This is a genomic window from Pseudoalteromonas sp. 68 DY56-GL68 (genome assembly GCF_041414825.1).
Lineage (GTDB): Bacteria > Pseudomonadota > Gammaproteobacteria > Enterobacterales > Alteromonadaceae > Pseudoalteromonas.
The window spans coordinates 786,212-806,772 of record NZ_JAOCZL010000006.1; the positions used below are offsets into that span (position 1 = coordinate 786,212).

Annotated in this window: 14 protein-coding genes; 8 read left to right on the forward strand and 6 right to left on the reverse strand. The window is 40.6% G+C overall.

Features of this window, described 5'->3' with window-relative positions; genetic code table 11:
- The first annotated feature begins 8 nt into the window (after positions 1-8).
- From NYF15_RS04325 to NYF15_RS04335, 3 genes are read left to right on the forward strand one after another with little or no spacing between them, the layout of a single operon-like run.
- Positions 9-296, forward strand: coding sequence for a hypothetical protein (locus NYF15_RS04325; RefSeq protein WP_371352899.1), 288 nt, complete (start codon positions 9-11; stop codon positions 294-296).
- On the forward strand, positions 293-1,900 hold the full coding sequence (locus tag NYF15_RS04330; RefSeq protein WP_371352900.1) for a PepSY-associated TM helix domain-containing protein: 1,608 nt from the start codon (positions 293-295) through the stop codon (positions 1,898-1,900). Before NYF15_RS04325 ends, NYF15_RS04330 begins: the two co-directional genes overlap by 4 nt.
- Positions 1,897-2,121, forward strand: a complete 225-nt coding sequence (locus NYF15_RS04335) for a hypothetical protein (protein ID WP_371352901.1) — start codon at positions 1,897-1,899, stop codon at positions 2,119-2,121. The genes NYF15_RS04330 and NYF15_RS04335 overlap by 4 nt, the downstream gene beginning before the upstream one ends.
- A gap of 84 nt (positions 2,122-2,205) precedes the next feature.
- Here the strand turns inward: NYF15_RS04335 and NYF15_RS04340 are convergent, their stop codons facing one another.
- The gene (locus NYF15_RS04340; RefSeq protein ID WP_371352902.1) at positions 2,206-5,160 is read right to left on the reverse strand and encodes a glycoside hydrolase family 2 TIM barrel-domain containing protein; all 2,955 of its coding nucleotides are present in this window, start codon (positions 5,158-5,160) and stop codon (positions 2,206-2,208) included.
- A 703-nt stretch (positions 5,161-5,863) separates the two neighbouring features.
- Between NYF15_RS04340 and NYF15_RS04345 the strand changes: the two genes are divergently transcribed.
- Both NYF15_RS04345 and uxaC read left to right on the forward strand, forming a co-directional pair.
- Positions 5,864-8,644 (forward strand): TonB-dependent receptor, encoded by a 2,781-nt coding sequence (locus tag NYF15_RS04345; RefSeq protein ID WP_371352903.1) that lies wholly within the window; start codon positions 5,864-5,866, stop codon positions 8,642-8,644.
- Positions 8,645-8,930: 286 nt separating this feature from the next.
- On the forward strand, positions 8,931-10,373 hold the full coding sequence (gene uxaC, locus NYF15_RS04350; RefSeq protein WP_371352904.1) for a glucuronate isomerase: 1,443 nt from the start codon (positions 8,931-8,933) through the stop codon (positions 10,371-10,373).
- Between the two features lie 35 nt (positions 10,374-10,408).
- On the opposite strand, the gene NYF15_RS04355 is transcribed toward uxaC, so the two are convergent.
- The 4 genes from NYF15_RS04355 to NYF15_RS04370 all read right to left on the reverse strand — a co-directional run bounded on the left by NYF15_RS04355 (position 10,409) and on the right by NYF15_RS04370 (position 14,286).
- The gene (locus tag NYF15_RS04355) at positions 10,409-11,425 is read right to left on the reverse strand and encodes a LacI family DNA-binding transcriptional regulator (RefSeq protein WP_371352905.1); all 1,017 of its coding nucleotides are present in this window, start codon (positions 11,423-11,425) and stop codon (positions 10,409-10,411) included.
- An 88-nt stretch (positions 11,426-11,513) separates the two neighbouring features.
- Positions 11,514-12,815 (reverse strand): TRAP transporter large permease, encoded by a 1,302-nt coding sequence (locus NYF15_RS04360; RefSeq protein ID WP_289097049.1) that lies wholly within the window; start codon positions 12,813-12,815, stop codon positions 11,514-11,516.
- Entirely contained in the window at positions 12,815-13,300 is a 486-nt protein-coding gene (locus tag NYF15_RS04365; RefSeq protein ID WP_062565778.1) for a TRAP transporter small permease, read from the reverse strand. Before NYF15_RS04365 ends, NYF15_RS04360 begins: the two co-directional genes overlap by 1 nt.
- A complete protein-coding gene (locus NYF15_RS04370) occupies positions 13,297-14,286 on the reverse strand; it encodes a TRAP transporter substrate-binding protein (RefSeq protein ID WP_371352906.1) in 990 nt (329 codons plus the stop codon). Before NYF15_RS04370 ends, NYF15_RS04365 begins: the two co-directional genes overlap by 4 nt.
- A gap of 286 nt (positions 14,287-14,572) precedes the next feature.
- Here NYF15_RS04370 and NYF15_RS04375 point away from each other — a divergent pair, with 286 nt between their 5' ends.
- The 3 genes from NYF15_RS04375 to NYF15_RS04385 are packed head-to-tail and all read left to right on the forward strand — an operon-like array spanning position 14,573 to position 18,440.
- Positions 14,573-16,030, forward strand: coding sequence for a tagaturonate reductase (locus NYF15_RS04375; protein ID WP_371352907.1), 1,458 nt, complete (start codon positions 14,573-14,575; stop codon positions 16,028-16,030).
- A 2-nt stretch (positions 16,031-16,032) separates the two neighbouring features.
- A complete protein-coding gene (locus NYF15_RS04380; protein ID WP_371352908.1) occupies positions 16,033-17,520 on the forward strand; it encodes a UxaA family hydrolase in 1,488 nt (495 codons plus the stop codon).
- A complete protein-coding gene (locus tag NYF15_RS04385) occupies positions 17,520-18,440 on the forward strand; it encodes a sugar kinase (protein ID WP_371352909.1) in 921 nt (306 codons plus the stop codon). The genes NYF15_RS04380 and NYF15_RS04385 overlap by 1 nt, the downstream gene beginning before the upstream one ends.
- Before the next feature lie 78 nt (positions 18,441-18,518).
- Here the strand turns inward: NYF15_RS04385 and NYF15_RS04390 are convergent, their stop codons facing one another.
- Complete coding sequence (locus NYF15_RS04390) at positions 18,519-20,495, reverse strand: ligand-gated channel protein (RefSeq protein ID WP_371352910.1); 1,977 nt, start codon at positions 20,493-20,495, stop codon at positions 18,519-18,521.
- Between the last annotated feature and the right edge of the window lie 66 nt (positions 20,496-20,561).

Below are 20,561 nucleotides of genomic sequence, written 5' to 3' on the forward strand. Positions count from 1 at the left end.
GCACAATAATGACAAAAAACCACACATTTACTGCAACTAAGTTCCGCCATTTTATGGCCTGCTTACTCGCACTACTCACAGCAATTGTAATGATCCCAGGGATGACAACCTACCTCCCTTTTGCACTTGAAGAGCAAATCCTTATTCCTATTATGCTGTTTCCGCTAATTTGGGCAGGGTTATTTATTTACGCTTACATGGCTATTAAAGCTTGGCACCCTTTTCTACTCATGCTGCTCATATTACTCAGCCATGGTGCTTTAAGCTATTTCGCTGTCTCAGGGGGGCTGTCATGAAATCAATCAGCTTGAAAAAACTTTTCTTAATGCATAGTTGGGTCGGTATAGTGACAGCCATCTTGCTGTTTATTGTTTGTTTTACTGGTGCTTTAGCTGTGTTAAGCCGCCCGGAACTAAAGATTTGGGCAAATCCAGAGCTGCATCAACTCAATGCCCTTCCTAGCGAAAAAATTACAGAAATAATTAATACATACCATAAAGCCGTACCAAAAGAGTTTGGTGAAAATATTCATGTGTATTTACCAACGGGGCACAATACACATTTACTGACTGTATTGTTTGAATCACACCATGGCGATGAAAACTACAGTGAAGCCGCTGCTTATGCTTATCAGTTTGATCCACGTAATTATCAATTAGTGAATGAATATTATGGAGCAACGAGTTACTTTTACGAACACAGAAAAACTGATGCTCCTTCATTTATCGGGCATTTTCACGCTGACCTGCACTTAGGTAGACCTATTGGCCTAATTTTAACTGGATTCTTAGGGTTAACATTACTTGTTTCTACAGTGACAGGTTTATTTATACATAGACAATTCTTTAAAGAGCTATTCACGTTTAGACGCAAAAAACCGCTTGATGTCATTATTAACGATGGCCATAAAATTATGGGGATTTGGGGCAGCTTATTCCATGCTGTCATTGGTTTTACAGGTGCTTTTTTAGGTCTCGCAACTGTTATTTTGCTACCTGCTGCGGCATTTGTCAGCTTTGGCGGCGATCAAGATAAGTTAATAGAAAAATTCACCGCCATACCAGAACCTGCCATAAGTGAGCAATTTCAAGCCACCGATATCAATACCATTTTGCATGATGCACAAACTCGTTATCCAAAAGCTAAAATCGTCGATTTAACAATCATGGCACACAACGATGCAAATGCAGAAGTCTACATGCGACTAATTGGTGGTGAGCAAGTGGCTTCACAACTGTTGAAGTACCATGGCTCAGGCGAATTTGTAAAATCAATGAGCAGTTTTGGCGATATACCTGGAGCATCAATAAAGGTATTAGAGCTGTTATTCCCATTGCATTTTGGCAATTTTGCAGGGCTATTTGTAAAACTAATATGGGTGTTCTTGGGACTTACAACCGCACTTTTACCCCTGTCAGGCATGATGATGTGGTTATCTAAACGCAGTAGAGGCAATAACCCAACATTAAGTCAACAAGCATACCAGCGCTGGAATAGAATTATTATTGGTACTTGTGGTGGCCTTGTTGCCGCTTGCGCAATCTTATTTCCTACTCAAGTAATACTGAATAACTTCGTTGATAGCGCATTACACAATAATTACTTTGCACCACTGTTCTTTTATGGCTGGTTAGCTTGGTGTTTAATTGCTTTTATACCACTAAACTACCATCGCTTTTTACAGCTGACACTACTCACTATTGGCCTAGCATGTTGTGCAATTTTGCCATTAAATTTATTGTTTTCGTCAAGCCATGCATTCACTGCAAATAACCTTTTAATTAGCGTTGTTGATATCAGCTTTTTTGTTATTGGCAGTGTAGTCATTTACTGTGCAATAAGTAAGTTATCGGCTCGATTAGCCACTAAAAAAATGGCTCAACAGGGAGTTGTAGTATGAACGTTATTTATTTGTTGATTGCGATAATGCTACTTATCACTAGTAGCTTATTACTTAGAAATACAAAAAAATCTCACAGTTATATTGCGCTTTGCCTGTTTGGAGGTGCAAATATTCCACTCATAATACTTTATGGTGCTATTGGTGGTATTTTTATTTCTATTGCAAGCTTTCTCGTTATAGGCCTGTTTACCGCACTTATTATGGGGAAGGCACAATAGCAGAACAATCTAATTGCTTATTAATTCATAAAAAAGCGCTACATTTACACTGTAGCGCCCCCTAATTAAGCTAGCGTATCATTTTTAATAGATCGTCAATTTAATATTGTTAATACCTCGTTCTGCAACAGGTCGGCCTTGTGGACCTAAGTGATGAGGAGCATGAAACTTGGAGCCTATTGCACTAATTCTGTGTAAGAAGCTAATTTCTTCATCATACTTAAGTGCTAATGTATTGTCAGGTCGCTCACCATCATCAGGCTGCATAACTCGCGCATATAGATCCGGAGTTGCAGTAGAAAAAGTGATTTCACTTTGCTGTGAACTTAATGTAAGCCACTGAATATCAGAGAAATACCCTTTAAACTCTGGTAATTCCCAACGTTCGCCAGCAACCCCATCATTATAATCATTTTCCCACACAGAGTAGTTTACGCCCTCTAAGCGGTTAGCCCATACACGGTAAGGGCCATCACCTAACCAGCGTTTATGCTCGATTGCTTTTTTCGGATAACTAAAGCCAACACCATGAAGGATGTATTCACCGTCAAGCCAATAATCAACATCCATTGATAAATGGCCCTCTGGGTGAACTGTCCAAGTTAGTTTAGTGATACCTGCTGGCGGGTTCATCACTTCAATCACTAAATCATTAGCAATCATTTCAGACTTTAATTCTGTCGGTTTTTTATCTTGTTGCGCTTCTTTCTCAGCATTTGGATCATGAGTTAGCCATGAACCAATACCATTATAAACACCTTTATTTAGTGAGTTATCAGAACGAAGTAGCTTAGGACCATTTGTCAACGCTGCAGTTTGACCTTGCTTACTGTATGACTTTAATAGACCTGTTGTCGCATCAAAAATAATTGTTCTATCAGCAGCCTTAACCGCTAACTCAGATTCGTTTTGACTAACAATTTGAGCTGGTTTAGTCGCTGATGTCTGATTTTCAAATTGCTCTTGAGTTAATTGTGCAAGCTTAGCTGCACTTTGAATAGGCCAAGCATCTGTCCAAATTGAATTCTGCTGCTGGTCAAAAAATTCAACCTCTAACCAACCATTTTGCAACCAATTGTCAGGTAAGTTCAATTGCACTGTTCCTGTCGAGTCTGGCTTAATTGCAGGTAATGTAGCTTTATTGCTCGCAACAAGTTGCTTTTTATCAGAAAACGCAGTCACTGGCTGATATAAACGCCATTCGAGCGACATAGTTGATAAATCAACAAAGTCATAGAGATTTTTAACTTGCAGCTGGCCGTTAAAAGAGTCGGCAAGTAACTGGCCATTCTTTAAGTTTTCAACTTGAATTGGTGACCAAATCTCTTTAATTGTAAAAAAGCTCGCTTCTTTTTCACCATAAGGGCCAACAATTCCATCTGGTGCATGGTTGAAATCGGTATCAACGCGGCCATTTTGATCTGTACGCTCAACACCTTCATCAGCAAACACCCATAGGAAGCCACCGGCACCGACAGGAGTCGACATCATGAAATCCCAAAAATCTCTCAAACCTGCACCATGGCCACCATCATACAAGCCATGTAAGAACTCGGTTGGGAAAAATACTTCATTACGGGCTTTTTTGGCTACCAGCTCGGAGTAAGTTGGATAATGATCTGTATCGATATTACGAAACAACTCCCAAGGATGAAGAATTGGACGATTTTGAATGTCATAAAGGTGATAATCATCATCAACATCGGTGTTAAAACCGCCTTCATTACCGTTCGCCCAGAATAAAATACTTGGGTGTGCTTGGTCGCGTTTAACAAGCTGTGCAACTAAGCGTCTTGCTGATGGCGTATCAATAACAGGCTTTTGCCATGTGCCTAACTCATTAATAACATAAATACCAAGACGGTCCGCCGCTTCTAAAAAATGCACATCGGGTGGGTAATGCGACATTCTAACAGCATTCATGTTCATACTTTTCATCGTCTTAATGTCATCGATGCTGGCTTGTTTAGTCATAGTACGTCCCGTTGCTGGACGAAAGCTGTGACGGTTAACCCCTTTTAAGATAATTTTTTCGCCATTTAAATATAAGCCGTCATGTGGACGTAATTCAAACGTTCTAAAGCCAAAGGTTTTATCAAAACTATGTAAAGTTTTAGAGCCTTCTTTTAAATCAATACGTACTTGATATAAATTAGGCGTCTCGGCGCTCCAAAGCTCAGGAGAGTCAACATTAGTGGCTAAGTGCACTTTGTTACCATTAAGTGTGGCATTAAACGTTTCACTTACTGGGTTGCCATCTAAATCTAAAATTTGTGCTTCAATGGCAGAAGCATTTGATTTATCTAGTCCTTCAAGATAAACATCCATTTTAAATTCACCAGACGCTTTTGCATCTAATGAAACCCAATCAATATGAGATTGTGGCAAAGATTGTAAAAAGACTTGACGATAGATACCACCGAACACCCAGTAGTCTGCAGCGCGCTCTGCTGCTTCAATACTTTTGTTAGCCGACACTTTATCTACCACAACCTTTAGCTCATTAGCTTCACCGCTTTTTAAATAAGGGGTAATATCATAGCTGAATCGATAAAAACCACCTTGGTGCGTTGGCCCCACTTGTTGTTGGTTTACAAACACAGTGGCATCTGTCATCACACCATCAAAAACAATTTCAATTTTGCGACCAGACCAATCAGCAGGTAAAGTAAAATCTCGACGATAAATACCTTGTTCGCTATGTTTATCTGGGATGTAGCCGTAATCATAGTTACCGAAGCCTTGTTGCTCCCAGTTAGAAGGAACATCTATTTTGCTCCATTGACCACAGTTTTGCCCTTCACTACAGTAAAAGTCCCATTTCACCGCATCATCACTGCCGGTGCCACTTAACATCATGATGTCTGTTTTAGCTTCATCATTAGGCTGAATGTCAACACTTTGCTGACTATTACAGGCTACAACCAAGACGCTCAAGCAAGCGATAAACGCATTTCTTAATATACTGGTTTCAAACCATGCTGGTTTGCTTATTAACCTTAGCTTTTTTTCAAGCCGGCCAAAATAATCCTTCCTCATATGTGTTCCTCTAACTGTTGAAATTATAATGTTTTTAGAAAATTTTTAGTCTACACAAGCTAATATTACCATTAAATATATACATATCATAATACAATTGCCACCGGTAGCATTTTGAGGTTTTATCCACCTTGTTCGCGTGTTCTACTCATCATATTTGACGCTATAAAACGACCTAATGCATTAATTTTAATAAATAAATTAGCAATAAAGTTATTTGTTTTTGTCTTGCACCAAAAAGAAATCAAACCTTGCACTACAACTGAACCCTCTCTTTCTGAAGCAGAAAATAATACAAACCGCTATGTAACTACACATTTAAACTCTTTATTTTAAAATTTATTAAAAATTTAACCTACTGATAAAAAACAACTTATTTCAAAAACAAACAGAAACAAGTAACAAATCATTAAAAAGAATATAATAATACTTAAACAACTAAATTTTCTGTGTTATAAAATTTAGGAGCGTGATTAGGGGGATGAAGACAACACAACAAGCCTGGCATGCTTACTTGCGGTGCAACTATTCGGCCAAAAATGCCACCGGTGGCAGGGCCGCAAGAAAAATACACTTAATAAAAAGACACACGATATCAGCACCTTGTCGAGCATTAGAGTTTTTCTAATGATGCTGATTTAACACTGAATCAAATAGCTCCTGTTATTGGTTCGCATTAAAATAATTTTGGAGGTTATTTTAAATGTTTAAGAAAACGACATTAGCCAGCACAATTTGTATGGCCCTTTTTGGGCAATGTGTTTACGCAGCAGATGTGGCTGCAGAACAAACACAAAACGCTCAAGCAAATGACAACAATGATTCCCTAGAAATAATTGAAGTTGTTGGGATCCGAAGTAGCTTAAATAAAGCCGTTAATATCAAACGCCAATCAATTCAGGTTGTTGATGCGATTGTTGCCGAAGATATTGGTAAGTTTCCTGATAATAACCTTGTTGAGGCGCTACAACGTGTAACAGGTGTACAGGTAACAGACCGCGCATCGGGTGAAGTAAATACTGTTACAATCCGTGGCTTAACCGATGTTACAACAACAATAAATGGCCGCGAAATGTTCACCGCAGCAGGGCGTCAACTTGCTGTTGCAGATATACCTGCAGCATTACTTGAAAGTGTAGAAGTTTACAAAACACGCAATGCTAGCCAATTGGCAAGCGGTATAGCAGGTCAACTTAATGTTCGCACCCAGCGTCCATTTAACTTTGAAGGCTCAAAGTTTGTGATCAATGCTCGGGGGGTTTATCAAGATCAATCTGAAGAAACAGATCCAATAGTGAGTGTACTTGCCAGCAATCGTTGGGAATCATCAATTGGTGATCTCGGCGCATTAATTAACCTTTCATTTGCTAGCACCAGCTATCGAGATGAAAACAGTGCACCAGGTGGTTTTGTGCCATTTAGAGCTGATAACTTAAACCGTATTTACCCATGGCCAACAGGCCTCGAACACGGTATGGATAGAACGCCTGGGGCAACTATGTATGACCCTGCAACTGACAGCGAGGTTGAGTATTATCTGAGTCGTGATGCATTAAATCAGTCAGACTTAACAGGCAAACGTGAACGCCCAGCAGTAAACCTATCATTTCAATGGGCACCAAATGATACATCTGAATATATATTTGAAGCCTTTTATAATGGTTACCGCAACGAAAGTAATAACCACCTGCTATTCTCTTACGCAGATTCTTCACGTGTAGAAACAGTGACTCAACCAGTCTTGTTTGAAGGCACAAATGTCATCAAGTCTCGTGCTTGGGGTGACTCAGGTGCATTTACTAGTGGTGACTACTCTGAAAGTAAGACAGATAGTTATATGTTTGCACTGGGTGGAAAATGGGCCCTCACTGAAGATGTAACGTTAAAATCTGAACTGGTCTACCAAACAAGTAAATATGAACGTGAGTTTGTTGCTATGCAGGCAAATACTCGTTTTCCATTTGTCATGGCAGACTTCAATCATGAAGACGGCATCATGGCATGGACTGTTTACGATGAAGAGTTTGGTACTCCACTTGATTTAACCGACCCAAGTTTATGGACTACCAGTACCATGTTTGATAATGGCGGTGAAGATAATGGTGATGGTTTAACATTCACACTCGACCTCGACTTCTATGTTGACTGGGGTATCTTTACTAAAGCTAAAGCAGGCGTACGTTATGATAAACGCACGGCTGATAGCAGCAGCCGTGATTCAAATCGCTTCAATGCGATTCCACTGGCGTCCCTTGATTCAAGCATGCACTATGCAAATAGTAACTTCTTTGACGGGAAAAGTGACTTACCGAGATCATGGGTTGCATTTAATGCCAAAAACTTATGGCAAAACCGTGCAGAGTATCGTGATACCTTTAACTTCTATGATAGCGCCGATGGTGAACGCCGAATGACGCTACAAAAGAATTTCGATATCGATCAAACCTCGTGGGCAGCTTACATACAAAGTCAATTTGAAACACAATTGTTTGGTAAACCATTAGATGGTGATATTGGTCTTCGCTATACCTATGCAGGTGCTGATATGGACTTTTACCATTGGGATGCAGAAGTGGGTGGTATAGTACAAAGTACAGGTCGAAATAGCAGCGCAAAGTTCTTACCTAACTTAACGCTACGCTATCATTTGAGCGATGATTTAATTACCCGATTCGCGTATACGCAGACTTTACGTCGCCCTGAGTTTGGTCAATTAAATAGCTTTATCAACCTTAACCCAGATACCACAAATGTTGGCTATGGTAATGCAAATGGTGGTAACCAGAGTCTACGCCCAGTAGAATCAACCAACTATGATCTTTCTCTTGAGTATTACTTTAACGAGGGTAGCTCAGCCTACGCGACTTATTCTTACCGAGATATAGAAGGATTTGTTTTTGATTCGCTGCGTCAAGCTCAATTCCCAAACCCTGAAACGGGTGAGATGGAAGATTATATACTTTCGCAGCCTGGCAACACCTCAAATGGTACTCTAAAAGGGGTTGAAGTGGGCCTTATTTACTTCCCTGAATCTGTACCGCAATGGTTAGATGGTATTGGCGTTCAGGCAAGTGGTACCTTCTTAGATTCAGATCAAGACATTCCAATCTTCAGCGATGAAGGCGAGTTAACTGGGTACACGAATAGAAGTGTATTTGGTGTGTCAGACACCTCTTATAGTGGTGTATTAATTTATGAACGAGAAAATTTCAGCACTCGCCTCTCTTACGTTTGGCGTGACTCATTCTTAAATCGCTATGGCTCAGGTCGTTTCGCGCATCCACGAGGCGTTTATCGTAAACCTGAACAAAGTTTAGACTTCCAAGTCAGCTACGATGTCACTGAAGACTTGGTTGTGACATTTGATGCAACAAACCTAACAGATGAGGTTTATCGTCAATACTACGAACTACCAACCGTTCTAAACGACTCAGCGTCTATTTATAGCCGGACATTCGGCTTAGGATTCCGCTATAGCTTCTAAGTTTAGCAAAACCAAGGAAGGTTTATTTGATTTCCCCATCAAGTTAGAAAGTAAAGCACTGTACCTTCAAGGTCGGTGCTTTTTTCATTTCAAAAACACTAAGCCTATCTACGCGCAACAGCATTGCCACCGGTGGCAATTTTTGCTAAAGTTGTTTGCATAAATAACAGTCTTAGGCCATCAAAGAACAAGTAAAGTGCCTAATTTACTTAATGCTAATTAAGTTTAGTCATTACACATTTAAGTTTTTTGCCACCGCTGGCAACGCAAGATTTTGAGGAACCTTATGTCAATTAAATCACAGCCGCTTTCGCTTCATCCTGACAGGCTATTTTCGAGTGACCCGGCAATAGTTAGTGTTGCCCGAGAGCTTTATGAAGAAATAAAAGATCTTCCTATAGTCAGCCCACATGGCCACACAGACCCTAAGTGGTTTAATAAAAACCCTAACTTTGGTAACGCCACTGAACTATTCATAAAGCCTGATCATTATGTATTTAGAATGCTTTACAGCCAAGGTATCGATTTAACTGAGCTTGGCATTCCTGAGCATGGCATCGATGGTGATTTAACACGATCAAAGAATGCAGATCCAAAAAAAGCTTGGCAGATTTTTGCTGATAACTATTACCTATTTGCAGGCACCCCAAGTGGCTACTGGTTAGATGCTGTGTTTTTTGATGTGTTTGGTTTTAAAGAAAAACTTAACTCTGAAAACGCTCAGCAATACTACGATAAAATCACCACTGAACTTGCAACAGATGCCTATAAACCACAAGCATTAATGGATCGCTTTAATATAGAGCTCATAGCAACAACTGAAGGCGCATTAGATTCACTTGAACACCATAAAGAGATGGCTGAAACGGCCATGGCCAAACGAGTTATAACCACATTTAGGCCTGATGATGTTGTGGATGCGAGCCGAGAAGACTTTACTGATAACCTCGCTAAGCTTGGCGAATTAACAGACCAAGATACCAGTACTTGGCAAGGTTATTTAGAAGCGATCCGAATTCGTCGCGCTTACTTTAAAAAACAAGGTCGAGCAACTGCAACCGACCATGGTCACCCCAGTGCGATTACTGCTGATTTATCACTATCTGAATGTGAAGCATTATTTAAAAAATGCCGCACAGGTAACGCAACAGAACAAGAACAAGAGCTATTTCGCGGCCAAATGCTGACAGAACTAGCTGGTATGAGTATTGAAGATGGCCTTGTTATGCAAATCCACCCTGGTGCACATCGTAATCATAACCAGCCAATTTTCAATCAATTTGGCCGTGATAAAGGCGCAGATATTCCAAGCCAAACCGAGTATGTTAATGCGCTTAAGCCTCTTTTAAGTAAATATGGTAATCATCCAAAGTTAAAAATCATTTTATTTACCCTAGATGAAACGACTTACAGTCGTGAGCTGGCACCGCTTGCTGGTCACTACCCTAGTTTAAAGCTAGGTCCAGCATGGTGGTTCCATGATAGCCCTGCAGGTATGCTGCGTTTTCGTCAGCAAACAACTGAAACCGCAGGTTTCTATAATACGGTCGGTTTTAATGATGACACGCGAGCTTTTCTATCGATTCCAGCAAGGCATGATGTAGCACGTCGAGTTGATTGCCGCTACTTAGCAGAGCTTGTTACAAATCATCAAATAACGATTGAAACAGCCCACGAGCTTGCTTATCAACTAACTTATGGGTTGGTTAAAAAGGCGTATAACTTATAAAAATCTAGCACGGCATTACTGCCATAATGTCGTGCTTACTCAGGAACTCGAGATGTTGATTCGCGTGTCACCAAATGTGGCGTTACTGTTTTTGGCATCGGTAGTTTGTCTTGATTACCACGAGAACGATTAATCAACTTTTGTACGGCTAAGCACGCCATATTAAATACAGGTCGACGTATCGTGGTCAGCGATGGAATGATCCGAGATGCAAGAATATTGTCATCGAACCCTGCGACTGATAACTGTTCAGGCACTTTTATGCCTTGGTTGTTAGCAACGCGAAGCACAGCAGCAGCCATTTCATCATTATTAGCAACGATTGCTGTAGGCCTAGGGTGTTTGTTTAACAACTCCCTAGCGCATTCTAAGCCACTGTCGTAACTGTTCTTGCCTTCAACAATATATTCTGAAGGTAAATTCACATCATAAACCTGTAATTCAGCTAAAAAGCCAGCTAAACGCTCTATTGATGAACGATAATGTTGTGGGCCAGAAATAAAGCCAATGTTCTGATGACCTAATTCAACTAAATGGGCAGCCATATCACGCATTGCTGCACGTTCGTCAGATACAACAATATTATCAGCGTCATCCAAATCAACTGATGCAAGCCTTACGTAAGGACAATCAACATCTCTTAAAGCTGCTGCAAGCTCTTTGTTCTCTGATACTGGAGGCAAAATAATTACACCATCTAATTTTGAACGAGCAATAAAGCGCAGGCAGTCATCAACAAAATCTTCGCGTTTTGCAGAACCTGGGTGTACCACTAATTCGTAGCCTAATTCAGCACAAACACTTAATGCACCTCGTTGCACTTCATCAATATAGAGTGCATCAGGGTTATCATAAATTAGTCCTAACAAATACGAACGGCTTGAGGCTAACCCCCTGGCTTGCTTATCTGGCGAGAAGCCTGTTTGCTTTATTATCTCAAGCACTTTTTCACGAGTTGCTTCACCTACTGCGGGTGAGCTATTTATTACACGCGAAACGGTACGTTTTGATACCCCCGATAAGCGGGCAATATCATTAATTGTCACTGACATAGAAGATTCCGAAATAACTAACTTAGCTATAGTAGCACCAAGCTTTTATCCATAAAAGCTGTTAACTCTAGCAAAGCAATTGTTTTTATTAATCAATCAATCCTAGTAAGCGAGGTAAAAACTCACTTATGGCAGGTAAATAGGTCACCAACATAAGCACCATAAACATCACACAATACAAAGGCATCATTGGCTTAATGATTTTATGAAGCGAAGTTTTTGCTACTGCGCAGCTGACAAACAATACACTACCAACCGGCGGCGATACCAAACCGATTGATAAATTAAGCACTATCATTACCCCAAATTGTACTGGCGACATGCCAAACTGTGCTGCAACGGGCAAAAAGATCGGAGTAAATATAAGCACAGCAGGTGTCATATCAATAAAAGCACCCACTAATATTAAAATGAGATTGATTAATAACAAAATCAGTAATGGGTTATCACTTAAGGTTAAGAAAAATTGACTCACCATTTGCGGAATGTGTGAATAGGATAAAACCCACGACATCGCACTAGAAGCGGCAATAATGAGCATCACGATTGCCGTTGTTTCACAAGCTTTTAGCAGTAGTTTAGGTAACTCATCTAGCGATAATTCTTTATACACAAAAACGGCTAAAACCAGTGCATATAGTACAGCGACAGCACCGGCCTCTGTGGCTGTAAATACCCCCCCTATAATACCGCCAATAACGATTATTATGAGAAGCAAACTAGGGATGGCTGCAATCACTTTTTCTAAAACTAAAGCAAGTGGTAAACGTGCTGCTACGGGGTAGTTATTTTTTAAAGAATAGATGGCACAGACCAACATCAGTGTTAAGCCCAGTAAAATACCTGGTAAATAACCGGCAACAAACAATGCCGCGATCGACACACCACCACTTGCTATGGCATAAATGATTAAGATGTTACTTGGCGGTATTAGCATACCCGTTGTTGCTGCGCTGGCCGTGACCGCAGCGGCGAAGTTTTCACTATAACCGTGCTTTTTCATTTCTGGCACCATAAAGCTGCCTATCGCCGATGTGGCCGCTACTGCAGAACCAGAAATTGCGCCAAACATCATACAAGACATCACATTGACCAGCGCTAGACCGCCCGGTAAAAAACCGACCATAGCCATAGCAGATTCAATTAAACGCCTAGCTATGCCCCCCTGCCCCATGATCAGACCCGATAAAATAAAAAACGGAATGGCCAGTAGTGCAAAGCTATCTATTCCCCCTATCATTTGCTGCGCAATAGTCGTTGCCGCTGGGGTAAAATCCATGTGCAAAACCAGTGCTAACAAGGTCGACAGAGCAATACTAATTGAGATCGGAACATTGATTAACAGTAGTGTGAAGAAGCAAACAAGCAACAAGATGGCTGTCATTTCCATTATTCTTGCTCCTGTGTTTGTCTAAAAAAATAAATGATATTTTCAATGCAATTAAGTGTGATAAGTACGCCGCTAATTGGCAAAGCAACATAAATAAAACCCATATTAATCCCAAGAGCTGCTGAACGTTGATCTAATGCAAAGCTTAAGTTCATCAACATACCGCCTCCATAAACTAATAGGCTGAGCGCGGTAATCAGTACTGAAAACTCAATTAAAAATGAACATTTACGACGTATCGTTGGAATCATCTTTTGATAGAAAAGATCTAGCCCTAAGTGTGCTCGGGTACGATAGGCATACGAAGCACCTAAAACGCCAATCCACATAAGTAAAAAGCGAGCAAGTTCTTCAGTGTAAGAATTAGGAGATCGCAAAATAAAGCGTGAGAACACCTGCCAACTAACGACTGCAACAATGGCAAACATCGCAACAATTAATACCCATTCAATGAGCTGATTTATTTTCGCGTTAAACTCTTTCATAACGCCTCCTGCATCGCTTTTATTGCCGCAATTTGTGCGGCGATAGGCGTGCCTTTGAATGAGGCATGAAAAGGGGCTACTTTCTCTTGAAACACTTGTTTATCTGGGTAAATAACCTCAACACCCGCATCAACAACGGCCTGTAATGCCTGCTCAGATGCTGATTGCCACAAACTACGTTGATAGGTAACAGAATCTTGCATTGCTAACTTCAGCCAGTGTTGCTGCTGAGTCGTTAATTGCTGCCAAACCTTTTGACTAGCAACTACGATGTCAGGCACAAAAGTGTGTTCATCTAGAGTGTAGTATTTCGCAATTTCATAATGACGAGATAGGTAATAGCTAGGCGGGTTATTTTCTGCACCATCGACAACACCCTGTTGCAGCGCAGAATAAAGTTCACCCCACGCAATGGGAGTGGCAGCGCCACCTAAAGACTGCACTGTAGCAATAGCCATTGGGCTAGTTACAACTCTAATTTTGCTACCAATTAAGTCATCGGGCGTTCTAATAGCAGCATCTGTTGTGTAAAAACTGCGACTACCCGCATCATAATAGCCAAGCCCTTTAAGGCGAGCTACAGCTAGGCCATCAAGCAATTTTTGCCCAAGCTGACTATTAAGTACTTTCCAAAAGTGCTCACTATCGTTAAATAAATAAGGCACCCCAAATACTTTCATTTGAGGCACAAAGCCTTCAAGTGGGCTTGACGATACTTTTGTCATCGACAAACTACCGATTTGTAATAGCTCTATTAACTCTCTTTCCGTGCCTAATTGTGCTGCGGGATAAATAACAATTTCCATCTGATTATCAGAGTAATAAGCTAAACGCTCTGCCATATACTCCATGGCTTGATGAGTAACATGGCGGCTATCTAATGTATGCGCCATTGTTAAGCGAATAACCTTGTTGTCGTCACTGCAAGCACTGATAAAAAGTAAACAGCAGCAGAGAAATAGCGTGCTCAGAAGATTTTTATGCATTGTTGTGTCTTCTTTGTGTGTTCAGTTGTGTATTCATGTTGTCTTATATAATCCTTTATATTTCATTAAGGTACACGGCAATCCAAGCTATGACCTGCGTATCCATTTAAAAAATTTTGTGAGTTTTTAATGGAAAGCTATAAACAAACGTTAATTGTATTACTTATTTGTTAAGGGCCAGTTTTGACTACCGGTAGCAAATTGTCAAATCTTATTTGCCACCGGTGGCAAAATTAACTACTATGTTCTGCAATACACTGTAACAATGCTAAGAGCGGGCACAAAAATGCAAACTTTAAATCGTAAAAACTTTAATAAAAACAAATATCCAACGAGTATAATGCAGTTTGGAGAAGGCAATTTTTTACGTGCATTTGTCGATTGGCAAATAGATAAGCTTAACGAACAAACAGGTTTAAATGCCGGTGTTGCTATCATCAGACCTATCGACTACGACTCGCTGCCGCTTCTTAATACACAGGATGGCTTATATACCTGTATTATTCGTGGTATCAATGAGCAAAACAAAGCTGTTTCTGAGCAGCGTATTATCAGTTGCGTTAACGAAGAAATCCCTGTTTACAAAGAATTTGACAACTATTTAAAGCTTGCCGAGAACAGCGACCTTAAAGTCATTTTTTCGAATACGACAGAAGCCGGCATTGAATACATTCCTGATGACAAGTTATCTGATACACCTGCAAAAGCATTTCCTGCAAAGCTAACGCAATGGTTATTTCACCGCTTCAAGCACTTTAATGGTGCAAGCAGCAGCGGCATGATCATAATCCCTTGCGAACTGATTGATTATAACGGCGAAAAGCTTAAAGAGATTGTATTGCAGTACAGTCAGTTATGGGATTTACCGAGCGAGTTTGTGAACTGGCTTAACGAGCACAATCATTTTTGTTCATCCCTCGTTGACCGTATTGTGACGGGGTTTCCGCGCGATGAACATCAAGCTCTACAGCAACAATGCGGTTATTACGACGACTTCATGGTAACAGCAGAATACTTTCATTTATTTGTGATCCAAGGGCCACAGCATTTAGCTGATGTATTACACCTTGAAGGAAGCGAGTTAAACATTAAAGTTGTTGACGATATCGCGCCTTATAAACAACGAAAAGTGGCTATTTTGAACGGTGCACATACTGCTATGGTTCCACTTGCCTATATGGCAAATATTGATTCGGTTGGCGAGGCTCTCGCTTCACCTCTTCTTGAAAAATACATTACTAAACTGATATTTGATGAAATCATCCCTACTCTATCCTTGCCTAAAGAAGAGTTACAGGTTTTCGCTAATGACGTATTAAACCGCTTCAGAAACCCTTATATATGCCACCTACTGATGTCTATTTCATTAAATAGCATGACTAAATTCAAAACACGCTTGTTACCTCAATTAGAGCAATATATTAGCGATAACAAAACTGTACCACCACTCATCGCAACAGCCTTAGCTGGGCAAATATTGTTCTATCGTGGCAAGCGAAATGGCGACAAAATTGAATTAGCCGACAGTCCAAAGTGGTTGACTTTATTCAACGAGCAATGGCAACAACATCAGCAAGGATCAATAACAACCAATGAGCTAGTAAGCTCTGTGTTAGCTGCAAACTGGCACTGGGATAGAGACTTAAATGAAATCGCAGGTCTTACTGATAAAGTGACTGAGCAACTAAGTCTAATGCTATCAAGCTCAGTTGAACAAACGCTTGTTAACTTATTGGAGTCATAAGCATGAGCAGACTATTACGACTTCATAATACTGATGATGTGGCCATTGCCTTACAGCCAATCAATGCAAATGAAAGAATCGAATTTGAAGGCTTTTCTTTTACAACGTTAGAAGACATAGATAAGGGTCATAAAGTTGCGCTTAAGTCGATTGCTAAGGGTGAGCGAGTCATTAAATATGGCGCCCCAATTGGTTTTGCACTTGAAGATATTAACCCTGGTGCATGGGTGCACACACATTGCATCAAAACAACATTGCATGATGAATTAACTTACCAATATCAGCCAGAGTTCGTTGCACAAGCCCCCGAAAAGCCATCACCTGAGGTTAATATTTATCGTCGTGCCAATGGTGAGGTTGGTATTCGCAACGAGATATGGTTGATCCCAACCGTTGGTTGCGTGAATGGCATGATCAAACAAATGAAAGATGAGTTTTTACGTAACCATGCTGATCTTGAAATTGATGGCGTTCACATATTCCCTCATCAATTTGGCTGCTCTCAATTAGGCGATGATTTAGAAACCACAAAAGTTTTATTGCAAGATATGGCCTTACACCCTAATGCCGGTGGCGCGTTAATCGTTGGTCTAGGTTGCGAAAACAACCAATTAGCTGCTTTTAAAGCGGGTTTAGGTGAAATAGACGAATCACGAATTAAGTTTTTAATTTCACAGCACTCTGATGATGAAGTTGAAGATGGCGTAGCTCTGCTAGAAGAAATCTACAGCGTCGTTAAACACGATAAGCGAGAAACCGGCAAGCTCAGTGAAGTAAAATTTGGTCTTGAGTGTGGAGGCAGTGATGGCCTATCTGGGATCACAGCCAACCCCATGCTTGGCTACTTCTCTGATTACTTAATTGCTCAAGGGGGCACGACAGTCCTGACGGAAGTCCCCGAGATGTTTGGTGCAGAGACACTACTCATGTCTCGCTGTAAAGATGAAGAAACCTTTAATCAACTTGTCAGCATGGTTAATAACTTTAAAGGTTATTACAAAGCACATAATCAGCCTATTTACGAAAACCCTTCTCCAGGCAATAAAAAAGGCGGAATTAGTACATTAGAAGATAAGTCGTTGGGTTGTACACAAAAGGCTGGCACAAGCAAAGTACAGGCTGTGCTTGAGTATGGTGAACGCTTAAGTGTCGCTGGTTTAAATTTACTTAATGCACCGGGTAATGATCCCATTGCCACCAGCGCACTTGCCGCTGCAGGCTGTCATATTGTGTTATTCACAACCGGCCGAGGTACCCCTTATGGTGGCTTTGTGCCGACTTTAAAAATTGCTACTAACTCAGAGCTAGCGAATAAAAAAACGCGCTGGATAGACTTTGATGCCGGTGTGCTAGTCAGCGGTAAAAGCATGCCTGAAGTGCATCAGGAATTTGTCGATTTATTAGTTGAGGTAGTAAATGGAAAGCCAACTTGTAACGAAATAAATGATATTCGTGAAGTCGCCATTTGGAAAAAAGGAGTCACTCTGTAATGCAGGCTAAAAAAGTCGCCATTATTGGAGAGTGTATGGTGGAATTGTCTGGCAAGCTGTTCACAGCCATGCAACAAAACTTTGGTGGTGACACCATGAATACCGCAATTTACCTAAAGAAATTAGCGGGCGAAAAAGTCGATGCCTGTTATGTAACTGCCATGGGTGAAGATGCATTAAGCCAAGCTATGATAGCTCGTTGGCAGGATTATCAAATAAATTGCGACTTTGTTCTCAAAGATAAGCAAAGACACGCTGGCCTTTATATGATTCAAACAGACCAACATGGCGAGCGTTCTTTTCAATATTGGCGCAATAATTCTGCAGCAAAACACCTTGTTCAGCAGCCCAAATTTTATAATATCATCAATAAATTAACTGAGTTTGATGCTATTTATTTATCAGGCATTAGTTTGGCAATTTTGCCCCCAGATGATTGCTATGCATTACTTAACGAGTTGACAAACTTAAAACGCGCAGGTGTTAAAATAATTTATGATAGCAATCACAGGCCTTCGTTATGGCACTCGATGCAATACTGTCAGGATATTAATAAGCGGATGGCGCAATTAGCCGACCTGGCTTTGGTAACGTTTGATGATGAAGCGCTGATTTGGAATTGCAAAGATATTTCAGCTTGTAGAGAACGGCTTCATAGATTAGGCGTTAAAGAGCTTGTAATTAAAGATGGTGAAAATGGCTGCCAATACAGTACGTTAGAGCAGCAAAGTGCAACACATTATCCTACCAATAAGATTAACAAAGTCATTGATACAACAGCGGCAGGAGATGCATTCAATGCTGGTTTTTTATCTGCTTGGCTGCAGGAACAGGCTATTGAAAAATGCGCAAAACAAGGAAATTATATTGCAGGTCAAGTCATTCAGCATCAAGGCGCTATCGTTGAGATAACAACCTAAGTTTTACTAAAATAAGGTTTAACCACCAATTAACTCAGTGGTTAAACCTATCAATACAAATAACTTAATAATTACCCTTTAAAAGTTAAAGCCTAGCGATACCCAATAACGTCGACCATCTTCAACATAGCCGTATTCATCTTCAGTGATTTTTTTATCAAATAGATTATAAACACCAAAACCTAACTTAATGCTGCGGCTTAAATCATAGTTACCGCCAATATCAGCCAAGGTGTAATCTGGCGCTATTAGGCTGCTTTGTGATGGCCCTGTTGTAGGCTGGCTTTCTTCACCACGGTAATGAACGCGTAACCACGTGCCTAGCTTATCAACCGGACGCCAATTTACTGAGGTTTGGACAATATGCTTAGGTAATTGGTTAAGTGGACTGCCCTTATATTCACCGGTTTTTTGCTCAGAATCTGTGTAAGTGTAATTTGCACTTACATCAAGCTCACTGGTAATGTCGTAAGATACAGATAACTCAAAACCTTGCGTGACGGCTTCATCCACATTGACATAGGTCGTCGGCATTGAACCAAACTGGTTTGGTCCATCGGTACACTGTGTTAATGGGCATGAAATACGGGTAATTTTGTCATCAAATTCGTTGTAGAATATTGTGCTCGAAAGAGTTAAATCACGATTTGCATCATAATAAATACCCATTTCATAGTTTACTGACTTTTCAGGGTTCAAATCAGGGTTACCGTAAATGTTACCGCCACGGCTCACTTGCCCCCAAGCTGCGGTAGATTGACGAATATTCGGCGCTCTAAAGCCTGTTGAAATCCCCCCTTTAAGTGTTATCGCTTTTGATGCAGTGTATACACCATATAATCGAGGACTAAAGTGGCCTGCAAAGTTACCATCATGATCGTAACGAAGCCCTGTTGTTAGCTTGAAACGCTTAGTTGCACTCCATTCATCTTCAGCAAACACCGACCATTGCTCATTCTCCACATGGGTTAAATCACTAATGCGGTTACTGGTGTAATCGTCCAGCTCTTCTTTTAAATACGACGCACCAAATGCAGCGTTATGATTGGTAAAAGGTAAAGTCCAGCTTGTTTGTGCATCCGTATTTTCAACATACATTTCACGAGAAGTATTATCGAATTTATCGTATTTTATGTAACTGCGTGATGAGCCAAAATCATAAAAGCCATTATGACTCAATGAATAGGTCTCTTGCTCATATTCAGTTGTTGATGATTCAGGGCAACCATTGCGCCCACAACTTTCGCCCTCAGCTAAAGGAGCAACCGTTTTACCCAATGTTTCATCGAGCTTTTGTCGTGCGCCGCCTATCTCAAGCATCACTTCGTGACTATCTGATGGGGTTAAAATAAACTTCGCTTTTAAGTTACTTTGCTCTTTGCCACGAAAGCCTGCTTCAAAATCGTCTTCATCACGCTTTGAAAATTGACCCGATAGCTGCATACCTAATAACTCAGGAATTAAACCACCCGCAGTAAAGAAACTGCCTTGATTGATATTACCCGACTCACTTGACTCTTGAATGGTGCTGTCTAAACGCAGTTCGCCATACCATTTTTCTGGTGTTTTGCGAGTAATAATATTGATAACCCCACCAATTGCATCTGAGCCATATAATGACGACATAGGACCGCGGATAACTTCGATACGTTCAATCGCCGAAATAGGTGGAGTCCACGCCCCTTCAACACCTGGGCCATCACTGTTTGGGCGGGTTTCGCGTGAGGTTTGGCGTTGACCATCAATTAAAATTAAGGTGTATTGGTTTGCCATACCACGTAAGCTAATGTCCTTTCGGTCCCCGCCGCCTGTTACAACAACACCGGGCACGTCAGTCATGGCATCTGTTAAGTCACGATAAAAGCGTTTTTCTAGTTGTTCACGATCAATCACACTAATACTCGCAGGCGCTTCTTTAAGCATTTGCTCATAGCCAGATGCTGATACCACGATTACTTCCATATCTTGTTTTTTATCATCTGCATTTGCGTAGCTAGACAATCCAGCTAACACTGCTGCGCTAAGTGGTAAAAGCGTAGAAACTACCCTCGACATAATAATACTCCGTGACATTTGTTTTATAAATGATAATAATTAGCGTTTGCGATATTAATGAGAAGT

What these genes read in the sequence shown, in the direction of transcription:
- NYF15_RS04340 (WP_371352902.1), bottom strand. Translation starts at nt 5,160, where the DNA reads ATGAGGAAGGATTATTTTGGCCGGCTTGAAAAAAAGCTAAGGTTAATA.
- NYF15_RS04390 (WP_371352910.1), bottom strand. Translation starts at nt 20,495, where the DNA reads ATGTCGAGGGTAGTTTCTACGCTTTTACCACTTAGCGCAGCAGTGTTA.
- NYF15_RS04385 (WP_371352909.1), top strand. Translation starts at nt 17,520, where the DNA reads ATGCAGGCTAAAAAAGTCGCCATTATTGGAGAGTGTATGGTGGAATTG.
- NYF15_RS04335 (WP_371352901.1), top strand. Translation starts at nt 1,897, where the DNA reads ATGAACGTTATTTATTTGTTGATTGCGATAATGCTACTTATCACTAGT.
- NYF15_RS04325 (WP_371352899.1), top strand. Translation starts at nt 9, where the DNA reads ATGACAAAAAACCACACATTTACTGCAACTAAGTTCCGCCATTTTATG.
- NYF15_RS04370 (WP_371352906.1), bottom strand. Translation starts at nt 14,286, where the DNA reads ATGCATAAAAATCTTCTGAGCACGCTATTTCTCTGCTGCTGTTTACTT.
- uxaC (WP_371352904.1), top strand. Translation starts at nt 8,931, where the DNA reads ATGTCAATTAAATCACAGCCGCTTTCGCTTCATCCTGACAGGCTATTT.
- NYF15_RS04345 (WP_371352903.1), top strand. Translation starts at nt 5,864, where the DNA reads ATGTTTAAGAAAACGACATTAGCCAGCACAATTTGTATGGCCCTTTTT.
- NYF15_RS04380 (WP_371352908.1), top strand. Translation starts at nt 16,033, where the DNA reads ATGAGCAGACTATTACGACTTCATAATACTGATGATGTGGCCATTGCC.
- NYF15_RS04365 (WP_062565778.1), bottom strand. Translation starts at nt 13,300, where the DNA reads ATGAAAGAGTTTAACGCGAAAATAAATCAGCTCATTGAATGGGTATTA.
- NYF15_RS04355 (WP_371352905.1), bottom strand. Translation starts at nt 11,425, where the DNA reads ATGTCAGTGACAATTAATGATATTGCCCGCTTATCGGGGGTATCAAAA.
- NYF15_RS04375 (WP_371352907.1), top strand. Translation starts at nt 14,573, where the DNA reads ATGCAAACTTTAAATCGTAAAAACTTTAATAAAAACAAATATCCAACG.
- NYF15_RS04330 (WP_371352900.1), top strand. Translation starts at nt 293, where the DNA reads ATGAAATCAATCAGCTTGAAAAAACTTTTCTTAATGCATAGTTGGGTC.
- NYF15_RS04360 (WP_289097049.1), bottom strand. Translation starts at nt 12,815, where the DNA reads ATGGAAATGACAGCCATCTTGTTGCTTGTTTGCTTCTTCACACTACTG.